Source organism: Alistipes sp. ZOR0009 (assembly GCF_000798815.1).
Taxonomy (GTDB): domain Bacteria; phylum Bacteroidota; class Bacteroidia; order Bacteroidales; family ZOR0009; genus Acetobacteroides.
Window position 1 is genome coordinate 1 of record NZ_JTLD01000016.1, and the last position, 16,150, is coordinate 16,150.

Here is a 16,150-nt window from a genome sequence, read left to right on the forward strand (position 1 = left end):
CGGAGTCCCGTTCTGCCCATCCGAGCTTCTGACGGCCAGCCCGGAGTCCCGTTCTGCCCATCCGAGCTTCTGACGGTCAGCCCGGAGTCCCGTTCCATCCATCCGAATCTCTGACGGCGAACTTCCGAAGGAGAGCGTTACCGTAGAGCTGTGAAAACATGTTGCAAAACATAGTTTTTGCGCATTGTTTTGTTTGACTTTCTGCATAATGTTTTGGAAATTTAACTAAAACTAAAACAATAGCTAGCATATGGAAGAGATTAAAGGTTCGTATTTAAGCAGCTTACGCGTAAACGAGCAAATAGGCTTGCTAAAGCAGGTGATAACAATATTGAGAAAGTTTAACGTAAGCACCCTGGAGCTGGAGGCCGAACTTTTACGGCTCGAGGGCAGCACCGATCAGTTCGAAAAATCGACATCGGTACTAAGCGAAAAGGAGAAAACCTTGGAGCTGGAGGAGGCCGACGGAGTGGTTGACGCCTTTGTGTCGAGCATGAAGGGGTATCTTAAATCGTTGGCTCGTAACCCTAAGCCAGAAAAGAACCAGCCGGCAGGCTACCTGTTGGGGATATTTCAGCAGCAGGGGTGGGAGGTGGAGGCGCTTCCTTACGAGGCCGAGAGTGCGGTTATTAGCAAGGTAGATGGCATATTTAAGTCGAACGCTGCGGCGGCAAAGGCGCTAAAGGATGCCATGGCGGAACCGTTTTGGGACGATGTTATGGAGGCTGAAGCAAAATTCCTGGAGATACAGCAAAAGCGGGTGGTATCGGCAGCCGAAAAGGCTACGGTTATGTCTTCGGTGGTGGCGCGTCGTGAGGCGCAGAATGCCTGCAAGGCGCTTTTCAAAAAGATAAATGCCTTTGCTACGGTTTCGCCTAAGCCAGAGTACGGGCAGATGATAAATCAGATAAACGAGATAATAGAAGGAAAGCGAGCTCAGCTTCTTGCTCGGCATACGCTAGCAGGAAAGAAATAGTATTCATAAAGGTTTATTTAAAGGGTCGCGCAGGGATGCGAGGCCCTTTTTTATGCCAACGCTAAGCCGGCGGGTAGGTAGCATACCTCCCGCGTTTCGCTAATTAGTCCCCATTGGCACCCATTTTTACCGAGGCGCTTAGCAAGGAGGCAAGGTGTATGCGCGCCGATGTACGTTGCTAGGCGCTGGGTGCATGCGCCACAACGCAGCTTGGTTAGGCGGTTGCTAGCGGGCAAGCTGCGTCCTAAGTAGCAGATGTTGGGCGGGAGGGCAGAGAGGCTGGCAGCTCCCTTCCTGTTGAAAATGAAAAAGGCGCCCCGAAGAGCGCCTTTTGCTGGATTAAAAAGGTATCATTATGCTAAGAATAGCTTCATGTCTTCGTCTACGGTTTGAATACCCGCTATACCAAAGTTCTCAACAAGCACCTTAACCACGTTTGGAGATAGGAATGCAGGGAGGGTTGGCCCTAGGTGGATATTCTTAACGCCAAGAGCAAGGAGTGCTAGCAGCACGATTACAGCCTTCTGCTCGTACCAGGCAATGTTGTACGCAATAGGTAGCTCATTTACATCCTTCAGCTCAAATACCTCCTTCAGCTTAAGGGCAATTAGCGCTAGCGAGTAGCTGTCGTTACATTGGCCTGCATCTAGCACGCGTGGTATACCTCCGATATCGCCAAGCGGAAGCTTGTTGTAACGGTATTTGGCGCAGCCTGCAGTTAAGATAACGGTATCCTTTGGTAGCTTTTCGGCAAACTCGGTGTAGTAGCTGCGGTCTTTCATACGTCCGTCGCATCCGGCCATTACAAAGAACTTGCGGATAGCGCCCGACTTAACGGCTTCTACCACCTTGTCGGCAAGGGCAAAAACTTGCGCGTGGGCAAATCCACCAATAATTTCACCTTCCTCAATCTGTACCGGTGCTTGGCATCTCTTGGCGTGCTCAATGATCTTCGAGAAATCTTTAGGGCTACCGTTCTTGCGTCCTTCAATATGGATTGCCCCCTCTAAGCCAGCCGATCCGGTGGTGTAGATTCTGTCGGTGTAGGTTGCCTTATCGAGCGGTGGAACAATACAGTTGGTGGTAAAGAGGATTGGTCCGTTAAAGGTTTCGAACTCGTCGCGCTGCTTCCACCACGAGCTACCGTAGTTTCCTACAAAGTGGCTATACTTTTTGAACGCTGGGTAGTAGTTGGCTGGTAGCATTTCGCTGTGGGTGTACACGTCTACGCCGGTACCCTCGGTTTGTGCCAGCAGCTCCTCCATATCCTTTAGGTCGTGACCGCTGATAAGGATGGCAGGGTTATTTCTGGTTCCGATGTTTACCTTGGTTATTTCTGGATTGCCGTAGCGGGTGGTGTTGGCCTTATCGAGAAGGGCCATGGTGGTTACGCCGCATTCGCCAGTTTCGAGCGTTAATCCTACTAGCTCGTCGGCGCTGATATTTTGACGGCAGGTTTTAGCCAGTGCACCTTGGATAAAGGTGTGTATTTTCTCGTCTTCGAAGCCTAGGTTGGCAGCATGCTCGGCGTAGGCGGCAAGCCCTTTTAGACCAAATATGATAAGCGACTTAAGAGAGCGAATATCTTCGTTGTCGGATAGCGACATGATGCCTGCCTTCAAGGCTTCCTCTGCAAAATGCTCGGGACTGGCGGTCCAGGTAACTTCGTACACCTTTGGAAGTGGAATTCCCATCGAGTTGCACTCCTTCAAAAGGTTCTTCTTTAGCTCAAGTCCTTTAATAATACGGTTGGTGATGGCCGTGTCGTCGAAGTTGGCGTTGGTGATGGTGCAGAACAGCGCATCAAGGACAAACTTGTCTGCATCAATATGCCTGTGCCCTTTGGCATGCAGCTCGGTGTGGATAATGCTTATTCCCTTGGTAACAAAAAGAAGTAAGTCTTGCAGGTTGGAGGTGCTAGCGTCTTTACCGCATACCCCTTTAATGGTACAGCCAGTTCCTTTAGCGGCCTCTTGGCATTGATGACAGAACATGTTCATAGCTTTGGTTTTTTAATAAGAATTGATAGTTGATTTGCCCCTTAACGGGTTTAGTTAACAGTTTTAAACTGTAGATAAGTTAAGCTAATTAGCCCCAAGTGTCAAGTTTTTTTAAGAAAATGATGGAAGAAAAAATATTTTTTATTTCACCTTCTAAGCATCATGTTCTAAATCCACTGGGCGCCGAGGATTTCGCCCTGTATGCCCACTTCTACAACCTTTATGGGGATGTTTCGTTGGGCATTGTTGCGGGCTAGCTGAGCCATTTGTACCAGTCCTCCGCAGCAGGGAACTTCCATGCGCATTACGGTGATGGTGTCAACTTCAGCGTTATCTATCAGGGCAGTGATTTTCTGAACGTATACCTCCTTGTTGCTATCGAGCTTGGGGCAGGCTATGGCTAGCGTTTTTCCTTGCAGATGCTTGGCGTGGAAGTTGGCTAGCGCGTAGGCTACGCAGTCGGCCGCAAGTAGCAGGTTGGCTCCTCTAAAGTGCGCTGCATTGGGGTTGATTAGGTGCAGCTGCACCGGCCAGTGGGTTAGCGCCGAGGGCTGGTTGCTGTCGGCTGTCTCCATGCTGGCCATTTTGGGGGCAAAGCTGCGGGCTGCAGCGCCTGGACATCCTCCGCCTGCATGGTGGTGGTGCATGGGAGCCATGGTGGCCTTGGGTTTTTGCTTCAGCGAGTCGATAACCTCGTTTACGTCGAAGGGAATGGTTTGCTCGTTTTGGCGGAGGTAGCCAAATGCTTGGCGCAGAAATTCAGTTTCGTTGTGATCGAGCAGGTGCTGTAGGTGGGCCGTAACCACGTTCTTGCCGTTGGGTATCATCTCAATGATGGTAGCCACCTCGTCGTATGCCTCGGCTTCACGTTTTTCGATGGTGATGGCCCCTACTGGGCACGTTCCGATGCAGGCGCCTAGGCCATCGCACATCAGCTCGCTAACAAGGGTAGCCTTACCGTCTATGAGCTGTAGAGCTCCCTCGTGGCATCCGGTTATGCAGTTTCCGCAGCCGTTGCAAAGTTCTCTGTCAATTTTAACAATGTCGCGTATCATGGTATCTCTTTTTATTCTTGTTTGATCTTGATGATGCAAACGTACGGCGTTGCAGCCGTCAAGTCTGTACCATATGATACAAACTCAAAACATTTTTAATTGTTAACTTTGGGTTGCTGATTGTTTGACGTCTGGGGCTTCCTACAATGGAAGGTGGATAATCGGTCGGCGGTTACTTCTAAATTGGCAAGTATGAACTATATGGTGCTTTCTCGTTGTCCTCTTTTTCAGGGTGTTTCGCCCGAGGCGTTGGAAATGCTGCTGGGGCAATACCCTTTTTCGGTTAAGTCGTACGTCAGGGGGGCTGTGTTAGCCTCTCGCGACGATGTATACTCCAGCCTAATGGTGGTTGTTGAGGGTAGCGTTAAGGGGGAGATGGTAGACCATTCGGGGAAGGTGGTAAAGATTGAAGATATTGCGGCACCTAGACCCATTGCCCCCGCCTTCCTGTTCGGTCAAAATAATCGTCTGCCGGTTGATGTGGTTGCCAACGATGTGGTAAAGGTGGTGGTAATTCCTCGATCTTCGATGGTGGGAATCATGCAGTCGAGCTCGCAGGTGCTTACCAACTATCTCGATATGATGTCTAATCGGGCGACATTTCTTTCCAATAAGCTCTACTTCCTTTCGTTTAGGTCGATTAAGGAGAAGCTGGCGCACTATATCTTGGAGCTTTCTAAAAACCAGCTACGCGCATTTACCCTGCCTATGGGGCAGCAGGAGTTGGCCGACTACTTTGGGGTTACCCGTACGTCGTTAGCCCGCGTCTTTGCCGATTTCGAGCGAGATGGCTTGGTCTCGTTTGATAGACGAAACGTTACCATACTGGATAGGGGCGGGTTGCTGGGATTGCTAAAGTAAAGCGATGCCCGCACTAGAATCTAATGCGGGCATTCCGGTATATGAATATGCCTTAATCGAACTTTTTAGCCTCTTCCCAAATCTCGTTCATTTCATCGAGGGTCATCTCCTTTAGCGAGCGTCCCTTTTTTATGGTATTTTCTTCGAGGTAGGTAAAGCGCTTGATGAATTTTCTGTTTGTTTTTTCAAGTGCCGATTCTGGGTCAATGTCGTATAGCCTTGCAGCGTTTACTACAGAAAAGAGCAGGTCGCCAAACTCCTTCTCCATTTTTTCTCGGTTCATCTGCTCTATTTCGTGGCGCAGCTCGTTTAGTTCCTCCTGCACTTTATCCCACACTTGGGTGCGCTCTTCCCAGTCGAAACCTACGGCTCGTGCTTTCTCCTGAATTCGGTTTGCCTTGATTAATGCAGGTAGCGCTGATGGCACGCCCGAGAGCACGCTTTTATTGCCATCTTTCTCCTTAATCTTAAGCTGCTCCCAATTCTGAATAACCTGTGCGGCGTTGGCAACCTCCTCCTCCCCAAAAACGTGAGGGTGGCGGTAAACAAGCTTATCGCAAAGGGCATTTATTACATCCTGAATTTCGAACCACTCCTTTTCGGAGGCCATTTTGGCGTAGAACACCACATGAAGAAGAATGTCTCCTAGCTCCTTTTTTATGTTGGTAACCTCCATCGTGTTGATGGCATCTATCAGCTCGTAGGTTTCCTCTATGGTGTTGCTGCGGAGGCTTTCGAAGGTTTGTTCCCTATCCCAAGGGCATTTTTCACGCAGCTCGTCCATGATGTTGAGCAGGCGTTCAAAACTTTGTAGCTTATCGTTCATTTGTCTTGTATTTCTACGGGTTGTAAAAGTTGATACGTACGGCCGAGCTGATGTCTAGATTCAGCAGTGTGGCTATTCTCCCCTTGTTCTGTGCAATTTCTAGGTGACCTGCCGAGTTGAAGATGGCCACAAAGTCGCCAGCTTCTACCTCCGAGTATGCCTCTGATACCTTGCTTACCTTGTAGCGGTTGCTTTGTACCAGTATATCGTAGCGTCGCCCCTTTCCAACTCGATCAAAGTCATTTCGGGTAATGTTGGTAACGATGTTGCCAAAGGTGTCGATGTAGATGACATTGCCTAAAATAAAGGAGCTGTCTATGGTTGGCAGTAGCATCGGCATTCTGTTGATTGCACTCTTTTCGGCCCCTATATTTAAGATGGGTTCTCCTGCTGCAAGTGCCGCTGTGGCATCAGCTATTGGCATCAGCGCGTTAAACCCGTTGCCGAAGTTTTGGTATTCGATGCTTACCACCGCATCCGGCTCCTCATCGCAAATGAGGCCAAGCACGCCGTTATCCGCAGATACAAAAAAGTGCCCTGCATAGCTAACGGCTACAATTGGTTTTCGAAGAGATGGTTCGCTATCTACCGCAACAATATGCACCGTCTTTTCGGGGAAGTGTTGGTACATACCTCGTACAATGTACGCCGCGGCTTGCAGCTGAAATGATGGGATATGATGGGATACATCGATTAGGGCAACAGCAGGATTCCTTTTGAGAATCTCCCCTTTAAGGGCCGCCACGTAGTAGTCGTGCCGTTCCCAATCGGTAGTGAGTGTTGCTATTGCCATTCTATTAGTTAAGAAACTGTTGGATTTATGTTGTGGTTGCTGCTTATTGACTATCAAATTTAAGAAGATATTCTTAACAAATATTGATCGGGGGCTACTTTCAGCAATTTATATGAAAAGGGAAGGGGCAAACTTAAAAAATAGGCGCTCGTTTACAGCCATTTTTGCTACCTTCGTCGTGGCTTAATGCCTTAAATATTGAACTATTTACAGGAACTAATGGAGTTAAACGTTAAAAATCCGCTTGTATTCTTTGATCTAGAAACTACGGGCATTGACTTTGTAAAGGATAGAATTGTTGAAATCTGCATATTAAAGGTAATGCCAGGTGGCAAAACCGAGGTGAAAACGCGAAGAGTTAACCCGACGATACATATTCCGGCCCAATCTACCGCCATCCATGGCATAACCGATGAGGATGTAAAGGATTGTCCTACCTTTAAGGAGGTGGCAAAATCGTTGGTGCAGTACGTGGAAGGATGCGATTTTGCAGGCTATAACTCGAATAAGTTCGACCTGCCGCTATTGGCCGAAGAGTTTATTCGGGCGGATATTGACTTTGATCTTAAGAAGCGCAAGTTTATTGACGTGCAGACGATCTTCCATAAAATGGAGCAACGTACGCTTGCCGCAGCCTATAAGTTTTACTGCGATAAGGATTTGGAAAACGCGCATAGCGCCGAGGCAGATACGGTAGCCACCTACGAGGTGCTTAAATCGCAGCTTGATAGGTATTCTATTCTTCAAAATGATATCGATTTTCTTTCTGAATTTTCGGCTAAGACTCGCAATGTCGATTTTGCAGGGCGCATCGTTTTAAACGAGAAGGATGTTGAGGTATTCAACTTCGGTAAGCACAAGGGGCGTCCTGTAGTGGATGTTCTATCTTCGGAGCCCGGCTACTACGCTTGGATGATGAATGGAGATTTTCCGCTTTACACCAAAAAGGTGCTTACTCGTATTAAGCTAAGTATGATGCAAAAGTAGCTTTCAATAGCATGAAAATTATTTGTATAGGTCGCAACTATATAGACCACGCAAAGGAGTTAAATAACCCAGTGCCTTCCGAGCCTGTCTTTTTCTTAAAGCCAGACACGGCGTTGCTACGCAACAATGCCCCATTCTTTTATCCTGCATTTTCGAAGGATGTTCACTACGAGGTTGAGCTGGTTATTAAAATAAGTAAGGTAGGACGAAGCATTGGAGAGAAGTTTGCTTCGCGTTACTATAGCGAGGTTGGTTTAGGTATCGATTTTACGGCTCGTGACCTTCAACAACGTTGTAAGGAGCGTGGCTTACCTTGGGAGATGGCAAAGGCTTTTGACTTTTCGGCTCCGTTAAGTAGCGCTTTTTTGCCGATCGACAACATTGAGTCTGTGAGTAGCATTCCTTTTTCCTTGCTTAAGAATGGGGAAGTTGTTCAACAAGGTAATTCAAGCGAAATGATTTTCTCTGTAGATCGTATAATCTCGTACGTTTCGCAATTCTTTACGCTAAAAATAGGTGATTTGATATATACGGGAACTCCTGCAGGTGTAGGTCCTGTTCAAATAAATGACCGCCTGCAAGGTTACATTGGCGATACGCTGATGTTTGACTTTGAGGTAAAGTAGGAGGAGCGATCGCCGAATCGAATAAAAGAGGTGCTATGGGTAAAATTTGAAAGATGATTTTGCAGGTAGCACTTCTCGTTTTACAGCATCCTGTAGTGCCATAATAGCCGCTGGCATGTCATACGAAATGCTGATTACTGCCATCAAAAAAGAAGAAAACTGTCAATTTGTCTGTATTTGCCTTTTGGCATAAGTATTGACATATCTCTGTCAAACGAACAAAAGTAAACTGATTAAAAATACATACTATGGGTAAAATCATTGGTATCGACTTAGGAACAACTAACTCTTGCGTATCTGTAATGGAAGGTAATGAGCCAGTTGTAATTCCAAATAACGAAGGTAAAAGAACCACTCCATCGGTAGTTGGTTTCACAGAAAATGGAGAAATTAAAGTTGGAGATCCTGCTAAACGTCAGGCTATCACTAACCCACATAAGACTATCTACTCTATCAAGCGTTTCATGGGCGAAACCTACGAAGAAATTCGTAACGAAATTCCTCGTGTACCATATACCGTAGAAAAGGGTGAGAACAATACCCCTCGAGTAAAAATTAACGATAGACAATATTCACCACAGGAAATTTCTGCCATCGTTCTTCAAAAAATGAGAAAGACGGCTGAAGATTACCTTGGACAGGAAGTTACTGAAGCAGTTATTACTGTGCCAGCCTACTTCAACGACTCTCAGCGTCAGGCAACAAAGGAAGCTGGCGAAATTGCAGGACTTAAAGTTCGTCGTATCATCAACGAGCCAACTGCTGCAGCGCTTGCTTACGGCTTAGATAAGAAGGGGCAAGATATGAAGGTTGCCGTATTCGACCTTGGAGGTGGAACCTTCGATATCTCGATCCTAGAGTTGGGTGATGGCGTATTTGAGGTAAAGTCGACAAACGGTGATACGCACCTTGGAGGTGACGATTTTGACAACCATATCATCAACTGGTTGGCAGAAGAGTTCATGTCTGAAAATGCAAAGGTTGATCCACGTAAGGATCCAATGGCTCTACAACGTTTGAAGGAAGCTGCCGAAAAGGCTAAGATTGAGCTTTCGAGCACAACCTCTACCGAAATTAACTTGCCATACCTTATTCCTGTTGATGGTATGCCAAAGCACTTGGTTCGTACGCTTACTCGCTCTAAATTCGAGCAAATTTGCGACGATCTTATCCGTAGGGTGATTGAACCATGTAGAATTGCGCTTAAAGATGCTGGACTTTCGGCTTCTGAAGTTGATGAGGTGATTCTTGTTGGAGGTTCAACTCGTATTCCTGCAGTTCAAACTGAGGTTGAGAAGTTCTTTGGAAAAGCTCCTTCTAAGGGTGTTAACCCAGATGAAGTTGTAGCTGTAGGTGCTGCTATTCAAGGTGGTGTGCTTTCTGGAGATGTTACCGATGTACTTCTTCTTGATGTTACGCCTCTATCTCTTGGTATCGAAACAATGGGTGGTGTTATGACTAAGCTTATTGACGCTAACACTACGATTCCAACTCGTAAGTCGGAGACATTTACAACAGCTGCAGACAACCAGCCTTCTGTAGAGATTCACGTGCTTCAAGGCGAGCGTCCTTTTGCCCGTGACAACAAAACCATCGGTCGTTTCTCTCTTGATGGAATTCCTTCTGCACCACGTGGTGTACCTCAAATTGAGGTTACTTTTGATATTGATGCGAATGGTATCCTACACGTAACGGCTAAGGATAAAGCTACAGGTAAGGAGCAAAAGATTAGCATTACAGCATCATCAGGTCTTACTGACGACGAAATTAAGCGTATGCGCGAAGAGGCTAAGGCCAATGAAGAGGCAGATAAGCAAGCTCGCGAGAAGGTTGATAAGCTAAATCAGGCTGATTCTCTTATTTTCCAAACCGAAAAGCAGCTTAAAGAATTTGGTGATAAGATTCCTGCTGACAAGAAGAAGGATATTGAAGATGCGCTAGCGAACCTTAAAACAGCACATTCAAGTCAAGACATTGCTGCGATAGAAGAGGCTACACGTGTTCTAAACGAGCACTGGAATGCTGCATCTCAGCAAATGTATAATGCAGGTGGACAGGCTGGGCCTCAAGGTGGCGAGCAACCAGAAAACGCTGGTGCTGGTCAAAACGCCAACAACGGAGGTAAGGATGGTTCTGTTACTGATGTTGACTTCGAAGAGGTTAAGTAATTTTGATCGATATATAAGAAAAGCCCCGTAATAGGGGCTTTTTTATTATAAGGTGTTGCTATCTTAGCAATCTTAAAAAGAGGAATATGAGGTTGATGTTAGCTTTTATTGGTGGTCTGCTTTTCATTTCAGTGGGGGCAGTGGCGCAGCAGGATACTGTTTTTAATCAAATAGGCACCAGCGGAAAGAAGAATGGTTGGTGGAAAAAGTATTATCCAGATAGCACCGTGCAGTATATAGCCCAATTTAAGAACGATAAGCCGGTTGGCACAGTTAAGCGCTATTTTCCGAATGGGAAATTGCAGTCGTTGTTGATTTATCAAGAAGGCAATGATGCTGTTAAAGCACAAATGTTTAGTCGAGTAGGAACTCTTCTGGCAGAAGGCAGCTACGTGAAAAATAGAAAAGAAGGACAATGGAAAACTTATCGCCCTGATGGTTCAGTTTTTTATGTTGATGCCTATAAAGATGGAGTTAGGGAGGGGGCCTGCGATGGATTTTACCCTAATGGAGCACCAATGTATAAATATAAGTACGTTGGAGGTAAACGTGTCGGGTATGGAATACAGTACCATGAGAATGGGGCTATGATGGAAGAGGTCGTTTACAATGCCGAAGGGAAACCTAATAGCTTTTTTAGAGCATTTTACGATAGTAATGCAAAGAGGATTGAAGGTAAATATGTAAATGGTGAAAAAGAAGAAGAATGGATTACCTACAATGAGGATGGATCTGTTTTTTCGAGGGTAATGTATAAGAATGGTTACCCCGAAATAACTGATGATATGGTCAAAAAAGAAACAGAGATGCTTCGGACTTACTCTAAAATGAAAGGAAAAATAGAAGAGCCAAGCGAAGCGAATATTAGTAGGGAGTAAATTTGTTAAATAGTAAAAACTCTTATAACTTGTATGAAATTTAGATGCGAGTTATGAGAGTTTTTTTTGTTAGCCTCATTTCGTTGTTAATTATTCCAAATATTACATTAGGAACAACCTATTTTGTAACGTTTAAGTATAAAAAGTCGGTTGGGTATTCTATCTCAGACCCGAGTAAGTATTTGACCGCTAAATCTATCGAACGAAGGTCGAAACAACGAATTACAATTGATTCAACAGATTTACCTGTCAGCCGAGATTATGTAGCTGCAGTACAAAGTAAAGTAGGAAAGGTGCTTTATACCTCTAAATGGCTTAATGGAATTTTGGTCGAGGCTACTACAGAGCAGGCAAATGGTCTTTTTACATTGGATATGGTAAAGGATGTTGATGTGGCGTATGTTGCATTATCCAGTCAGGTAAGCCAAAAATTGGACGACCCGTACGATTTTGGAAATCCAGGACAAAGCACTGGGAGTGTTTATGGAGAAGCCTTTGAGCAAGTAAATTTAATTAAGGGGCAGTATTTGCATTCCAAAAAGTTTAAAGGAAAAGGAATAACTGTTGCAGTTATAGATGCCGGATTTGAAAATTATGAGGGGCTTTCTGTATTATCAGGCATGAGATCTAATGTTGTTGATTCTTATGACTATATCGCTAAATCAAACTTTCTTCGTGCTTCGGATGCTCATGGAACAAAAATACTATCGCTTTTAGCAGGTGTTAATGAGGGGCTATTCTATGGCTCCGCTATTGACGCAAGCTATGCTTTATACATAACCGAATCGAATCAATTTGAGCAAAAGGTTGAGGAGTATACCTGGTGCTTGGCCGCAGAGCGGGCTGATAGTATTGGAGTTGATATTATTACCTCTTCCTTAGGATATTCTAAGTTTGATATAGCTTCGATGAATCATACCGTTGCAGATTTATCTAAAAATAGGGCTCCCGTATCTGTTGCTGCCGGTTTGGCGGCAAAAAAGGGTATTCTTACCGTAATATCAGCAGGTAATGAAGGCAATAAGGCTTGGGGAGTAATAACGTTTCCGGCTGATGCCCCAGATGTAATCTCAGTTGGCGCTGTAACCAATGTTGGACGATTAGGTATATTTAGTTCTGTTGGCTTACCCAATACCACAAAACCAGAGGTTGTTTGCATGGGGGTTGCAACCTCGCTGGTTGATGCAAACGGGAATATTGTAAAGGGGAATGGAACTTCTTATGCAACTCCTCAAATTGCAGGTTTTGCAGCATGTTTGTGGGAGGCCTTCCCGAAGGCTACGGCATTAGATATTAGGACTGCAATTTTAAAATCTTCCTCAAATTATGCTGTACCAAATAACCAAATCGGATATGGAATTCCTGATTTTGAAAAGGCTTACTTGTCGTTGTATCAGGATTATCCAACAAAAGATCCGGTGGTGAGTATTGGCCCGAATCCTTTTTCAACCCATTTTACGATTCAAACAACAACCGCATTTACAGGGTTAGGACAGTATTACATATATGATTTGCAGGGGAGGCTGCTTATGCTAGGAACTCTTAATTTTAATAGAGGTGTTGCTCTGCTAAGCGATCTTGGAGGGTTGGATTCTGGACTTCATCTATTTAAAGTTATATTTGAAGGCGTAAATGTTACGTCTAAAATTATCAAGTTGGCTGATTGATGGAGCATCTTTCGTTATATGAATTACAGCAGAGAATAAAAAGTAGCCTAGAGACAGCCTTTCCGCTTCCTGTTTGGATTGTAGCGGAAATTAGCGAGTTGAAGGTGAACTACTCTGGGCATTGTTATCTTGAGCTGATAGAGAAGGATAATGCTGATAGTGTTAAGATTAAAGCAAAGGTAAATGCCAATATATGGGGAAACAAGTTTAGGCTGCTTAAAACTTATTTCGAAACGACGACAAGAATTGGGCTTACAGAAGGTTTAAAAGTTCTGATTAAAGTAGACGTTAGGTTTCATGAAATTTACGGTTTAAGTCTTAATATCGTGGATATTGATCCTGCTTTTACTGTTGGTGAAATGAAGTTGCAGCGCAATCTTGTTATCCAGCGTTTGATGGAGGAGGGGATAATTGACTTGAACAAGGAGTTTGATCTTCCTAAGGTTCCACAGCGAATTGCCGTTGTTTCATCTGCATCTGCTGCAGGATATCAGGATTTTTGCAACCAGTTGATGTCAAATGCTTTTGGTTATACTTTTTTGATTGAACTTTTCCCATCTGTTATGCAGGGGAATGAGGCTGAGTTATCTATAGTTGCTTCATTGGAGGCTATCTTTAGGAGGCTCGAGGACTTTGATCTGGTGGCAATTATTAGAGGAGGAGGTTCCCAAAATGATTTAGCTTGTTTTGATTCTTATAATATTGCTGCAAATGTTGCTCAATTTCCGCTACCTGTTATTACCGGAATTGGTCACGATAAGGACGAAAGTGTTACAGATATTGTCGCTCGTACAAGTTTTAAAACACCTACGGCAGCTGCTGCTTTCTTGATTGATATGGTGGCGGAATTTGAGGATGAACTACTTCGTTGTGCAGGAGAGATTAGCTACCATGCACGCAATCTTATCCAAGAACAGAGGATGGCTACGATGGATGTCGAATTTCATTTGCTCGATTGTGTAAAAACAATCGTTTCTGATTCTAAGTTTAATTTGGACTCCTTGGTTTATGGTATATCAAAGGGAGTTAGAGGGAAGCTGCTTATTCAGCAGCGGTTTGTAGACAGCTATCTTAACCGAGTGGATAAGGCGACTGTTCGGTTGATAAATGCAAAAACGGACAATCTCGTACGATATAAAAATGCCGTTTTAAGCAATGCAAAGTTAAGAATGATGGAGCAATCTCATTATTTGGAAAATCTGCTTGTTCGCATCGAATCTTCAAGTCCTCAGGAAATTCTAAAAAAAGGGTATTCTTTGACTCTTTTTGAAGGTAAGATTGTGAGGGACGTGTCGGAGCTGAAGGGGAAGGAGTTGGAAACGCTATTAGAATCAGGTCGAGTAGTTAGTGCCGTTAAAGAAGTCGAAAATATAAATCCGTTGATATGGCAAAAAAAGAGTTAACTTACAATGATGCGTTAGAGGAATTGAAAGGAATCTTACAGCGTCTTGAAGGTCAGGAGGTGAACATAGATCAGATTGCTACAGATGTGAAGCGTTCATCGGAATTGATAAAGTTTTGTAAGGAAAAACTTCGTAAGACAGAGGAGGAGGTTGATACAATTCTTCGGGATATGAAGGAATAAAAAAGAGGTCCTAATGGACCTCTTTTTTTGTTATTTCAGCTTCGTGATTTTACGAGGTTGAATCATGTTTTCTGGTTTTAGAATGTTGTCTAGCTCGTCCTGAGAAAGGAGGCCTTTTTCAAGTACTAAGCTGTATACACTCTTTCCTGTTTCAAGAGCTTCTTTGGCAACTGCTGTAGAATTCTCATAACCAATGTAAGGATTAAGAGCAGTTACAAGGCCAATTGAGTTATGAACAAGGTTACGGCAGTGCTCAACGTTTGCTGTAATACCTTCAACGCACTCTTCTCTTAGCGTACGCATTCCATTTCTCAGAAGTTCGATCGACTCGTGGATGCTATACACAATGATAGGTTCCATTACGTTAAGCTCAAGTTGACCGGCCTCGGCAGCCATTGTTACGGTAAGGTCGTTACCGATAACCTTAAATGCGATTTGGTTTACAACTTCAGGAATAACTGGGTTTACTTTACCTGGCATAATTGATGAACCTGGTTGCTTTGGAGGTAAGTTAATTTCTCCAATTCCAGTTCTTGGACCAGATGAAAGAAGTCTTAGATCGTTACAAATCTTTGAAAGTTTGATTGCAAGACGTTTAAGTGCAGATGAGTACATTACAAATGCTCCGGTGTCTTGAGTTGCTTCAACTAGGTTTGCTGCTTGCACAAGAGGCAACTCTGTGATGCGAGCAAGAATTTTGGTTACTAGTGGAGCGTAGTCAGGATCAGAGTTAATTCCTGTACCAATTGCAGTTGCTCCCATGTTGATTTCATGGAATAACTTAACGTTTTGTTCCAGCCTGTCAATCTCTTCGGAAAGAGTTACAGCGTACGCCTCAAACGCTTGTCCCAAAGTCATAGGAACAGCATCTTGGAGCTGCGTTCTTCCCATTTTGATGACATCCTTAAACTCAACACCCTTTTGGCGGAAAGCATCAATAAGCTGCTTCAGCACTTCGATAAGCTCGCGGTTGCTGAATACTACAGCAAGCTTTACCGCTGTTGGGTAAGCGTCGTTTGTAGATTGGGATAGATTAACGTGGTTGTTGGGGTGAACAATTTTGTATTCGCCCTTTTTTTTGCCCATAGAAACTAGCGCCATGTTGGCGATAACTTCGTTGGCATTCATGTTGGTTGATGTTCCGGCGCCACCTTGAACCATGTCTACAATAAAATGCTCGTTCAACGAACCCGATTTTACTACTTTACATGCTTCTGCGATTGCATCCTTAATGCTAGGCTCTAGCAAACCAAGCTCGCAGTTCGCTTCTGCTGCAGCTTCTTTTACAAGAGCAAATGCTTCAATAAGTTTTGGGAAAAATTTTAGCGTTACACCGCTTATATTAAAATTCTCAAGACCTCTTAAAGTTTGGACTCCAAAAAATGCTTCTACAGGCACTTCTTTGTCTCCAAGCAAGTCGTGTTCAGTTCTTGTTTTCCCAGAAAATGGGATATTTACATTTTGAGAACTGAGTTTGGCAAATAAGCTTTCCATGCTTTACCCTCCAGTTTATACGTAAAATAAAGTTCGGCAAAGATACGAAATCTTTGTTGCCATTGCACAATTGAATTTTAAGTTTATTGGGTTAATTATTGTTTGAATTGTAAGTGTTATTCCAGTTTTCGCTTTTAAACCGTAATACGAAGTGTCGTGTTGTGGTATTCAGGATGAACTGAAAGCAATGAGGTTTCAGGATGTGTAACTAAAGAAATTGGATGATTGTGTCAG

General features: G+C 44.3%; 14 protein-coding genes. 9 read left to right on the forward strand and 5 right to left on the reverse strand.

Annotated elements, in window-relative coordinates; all coding sequences use genetic code 11:
• Window positions 1-250 precede the first annotated feature (250 nt).
• Window positions 251-976 (forward strand): DUF6261 family protein, encoded by a 726-nt coding sequence (locus L990_RS05190; protein WP_047446232.1) that lies wholly within the window; start codon window positions 251-253, stop codon window positions 974-976.
• Window positions 977-1,329: 353 nt separating this feature from the next.
• Here the strand turns inward: L990_RS05190 and hcp are convergent, their stop codons facing one another.
• Entirely contained in the window at window positions 1,330-2,976 is a 1,647-nt protein-coding gene (gene hcp / locus L990_RS05195; protein WP_047446234.1) for a hydroxylamine reductase, read from the reverse strand.
• 167 nt (window positions 2,977-3,143) lie between these two features.
• Window positions 3,144-4,031, reverse strand: a complete 888-nt coding sequence (locus L990_RS05200; RefSeq protein WP_047446235.1) for an ATP-binding protein — start codon at window positions 4,029-4,031, stop codon at window positions 3,144-3,146.
• 192 nt (window positions 4,032-4,223) lie between these two features.
• On the opposite strand from L990_RS05200, the gene L990_RS05205 reads away from it, so the two are divergent.
• Entirely contained in the window at window positions 4,224-4,892 is a 669-nt protein-coding gene (locus L990_RS05205) for a Crp/Fnr family transcriptional regulator (RefSeq protein WP_047446236.1), read from the forward strand.
• A 52-nt stretch (window positions 4,893-4,944) separates the two neighbouring features.
• Here L990_RS05205 and mazG read toward each other — a convergent pair whose 3' ends face one another.
• Together mazG and L990_RS05215 are read right to left on the reverse strand one after the other, a co-directional pair.
• On the reverse strand, window positions 4,945-5,718 hold the full coding sequence (gene mazG / locus L990_RS05210) for a nucleoside triphosphate pyrophosphohydrolase (protein WP_047446237.1): 774 nt from the start codon (window positions 5,716-5,718) through the stop codon (window positions 4,945-4,947).
• A gap of 13 nt (window positions 5,719-5,731) precedes the next feature.
• Window positions 5,732-6,511: an S-adenosyl-l-methionine hydroxide adenosyltransferase family protein gene (locus L990_RS05215; protein WP_047446238.1), complete on the reverse strand. Its 780-nt coding sequence runs from the start codon at window positions 6,509-6,511 to the stop codon at window positions 5,732-5,734.
• Window positions 6,512-6,730: 219 nt separating this feature from the next.
• On the opposite strand from L990_RS05215, the gene L990_RS05220 reads away from it, so the two are divergent.
• The 7 genes from L990_RS05220 to xseB all read left to right on the forward strand — a co-directional run bounded on the left by L990_RS05220 (window position 6,731) and on the right by xseB (window position 14,422).
• Window positions 6,731-7,498 (forward strand): exonuclease domain-containing protein, encoded by a 768-nt coding sequence (locus L990_RS05220; RefSeq protein WP_047446239.1) that lies wholly within the window; start codon window positions 6,731-6,733, stop codon window positions 7,496-7,498.
• An 11-nt stretch (window positions 7,499-7,509) separates the two neighbouring features.
• Entirely contained in the window at window positions 7,510-8,124 is a 615-nt protein-coding gene (locus L990_RS05225; protein ID WP_047446240.1) for a fumarylacetoacetate hydrolase family protein, read from the forward strand.
• Between the two features lie 248 nt (window positions 8,125-8,372).
• Entirely contained in the window at window positions 8,373-10,292 is a 1,920-nt protein-coding gene (gene dnaK / locus L990_RS05230; protein WP_047446241.1) for a molecular chaperone DnaK, read from the forward strand.
• Between the two features lie 86 nt (window positions 10,293-10,378).
• Window positions 10,379-11,170, forward strand: coding sequence for a toxin-antitoxin system YwqK family antitoxin (locus L990_RS05235; RefSeq protein WP_081981602.1), 792 nt, complete (start codon window positions 10,379-10,381; stop codon window positions 11,168-11,170).
• Between the two features lie 53 nt (window positions 11,171-11,223).
• A complete protein-coding gene (locus L990_RS05240) occupies window positions 11,224-12,837 on the forward strand; it encodes a S8 family peptidase (protein ID WP_047446244.1) in 1,614 nt (537 codons plus the stop codon).
• Window positions 12,837-14,240 (forward strand): exodeoxyribonuclease VII large subunit, encoded by a 1,404-nt coding sequence (xseA, locus tag L990_RS05245; protein ID WP_047446245.1) that lies wholly within the window; start codon window positions 12,837-12,839, stop codon window positions 14,238-14,240. The genes L990_RS05240 and xseA overlap by 1 nt, the downstream gene beginning before the upstream one ends.
• A complete protein-coding gene (gene xseB, locus L990_RS05250; protein ID WP_047446246.1) occupies window positions 14,222-14,422 on the forward strand; it encodes an exodeoxyribonuclease VII small subunit in 201 nt (66 codons plus the stop codon). Before xseA ends, xseB begins: the two co-directional genes overlap by 19 nt.
• Before the next feature lie 30 nt (window positions 14,423-14,452).
• On the opposite strand, the gene aspA is transcribed toward xseB, so the two are convergent.
• Window positions 14,453-15,916, reverse strand: a complete 1,464-nt coding sequence (gene aspA / locus L990_RS05255) for an aspartate ammonia-lyase (protein WP_052180757.1) — start codon at window positions 15,914-15,916, stop codon at window positions 14,453-14,455.
• Window positions 15,917-16,150: the final 234 nt, after the last annotated feature.

What these genes read in the sequence shown, in the direction of transcription:
- L990_RS05240 (WP_047446244.1), top strand. Translation starts at nt 11,224, where the DNA reads ATGAGAGTTTTTTTTGTTAGCCTCATTTCGTTGTTAATTATTCCAAAT.
- dnaK (WP_047446241.1), top strand. Translation starts at nt 8,373, where the DNA reads ATGGGTAAAATCATTGGTATCGACTTAGGAACAACTAACTCTTGCGTA.
- aspA (WP_052180757.1), bottom strand. Translation starts at nt 15,916, where the DNA reads ATGGAAAGCTTATTTGCCAAACTCAGTTCTCAAAATGTAAATATCCCA.
- L990_RS05225 (WP_047446240.1), top strand. Translation starts at nt 7,510, where the DNA reads ATGAAAATTATTTGTATAGGTCGCAACTATATAGACCACGCAAAGGAG.
- L990_RS05190 (WP_047446232.1), top strand. Translation starts at nt 251, where the DNA reads ATGGAAGAGATTAAAGGTTCGTATTTAAGCAGCTTACGCGTAAACGAG.
- xseB (WP_047446246.1), top strand. Translation starts at nt 14,222, where the DNA reads ATGGCAAAAAAAGAGTTAACTTACAATGATGCGTTAGAGGAATTGAAA.
- mazG (WP_047446237.1), bottom strand. Translation starts at nt 5,718, where the DNA reads ATGAACGATAAGCTACAAAGTTTTGAACGCCTGCTCAACATCATGGAC.
- L990_RS05215 (WP_047446238.1), bottom strand. Translation starts at nt 6,511, where the DNA reads ATGGCAATAGCAACACTCACTACCGATTGGGAACGGCACGACTACTAC.
- xseA (WP_047446245.1), top strand. Translation starts at nt 12,837, where the DNA reads ATGGAGCATCTTTCGTTATATGAATTACAGCAGAGAATAAAAAGTAGC.
- L990_RS05220 (WP_047446239.1), top strand. Translation starts at nt 6,731, where the DNA reads ATGGAGTTAAACGTTAAAAATCCGCTTGTATTCTTTGATCTAGAAACT.
- L990_RS05235 (WP_081981602.1), top strand. Translation starts at nt 10,379, where the DNA reads ATGAGGTTGATGTTAGCTTTTATTGGTGGTCTGCTTTTCATTTCAGTG.
- hcp (WP_047446234.1), bottom strand. Translation starts at nt 2,976, where the DNA reads ATGAACATGTTCTGTCATCAATGCCAAGAGGCCGCTAAAGGAACTGGC.
- L990_RS05200 (WP_047446235.1), bottom strand. Translation starts at nt 4,031, where the DNA reads ATGATACGCGACATTGTTAAAATTGACAGAGAACTTTGCAACGGCTGC.
- L990_RS05205 (WP_047446236.1), top strand. Translation starts at nt 4,224, where the DNA reads ATGAACTATATGGTGCTTTCTCGTTGTCCTCTTTTTCAGGGTGTTTCG.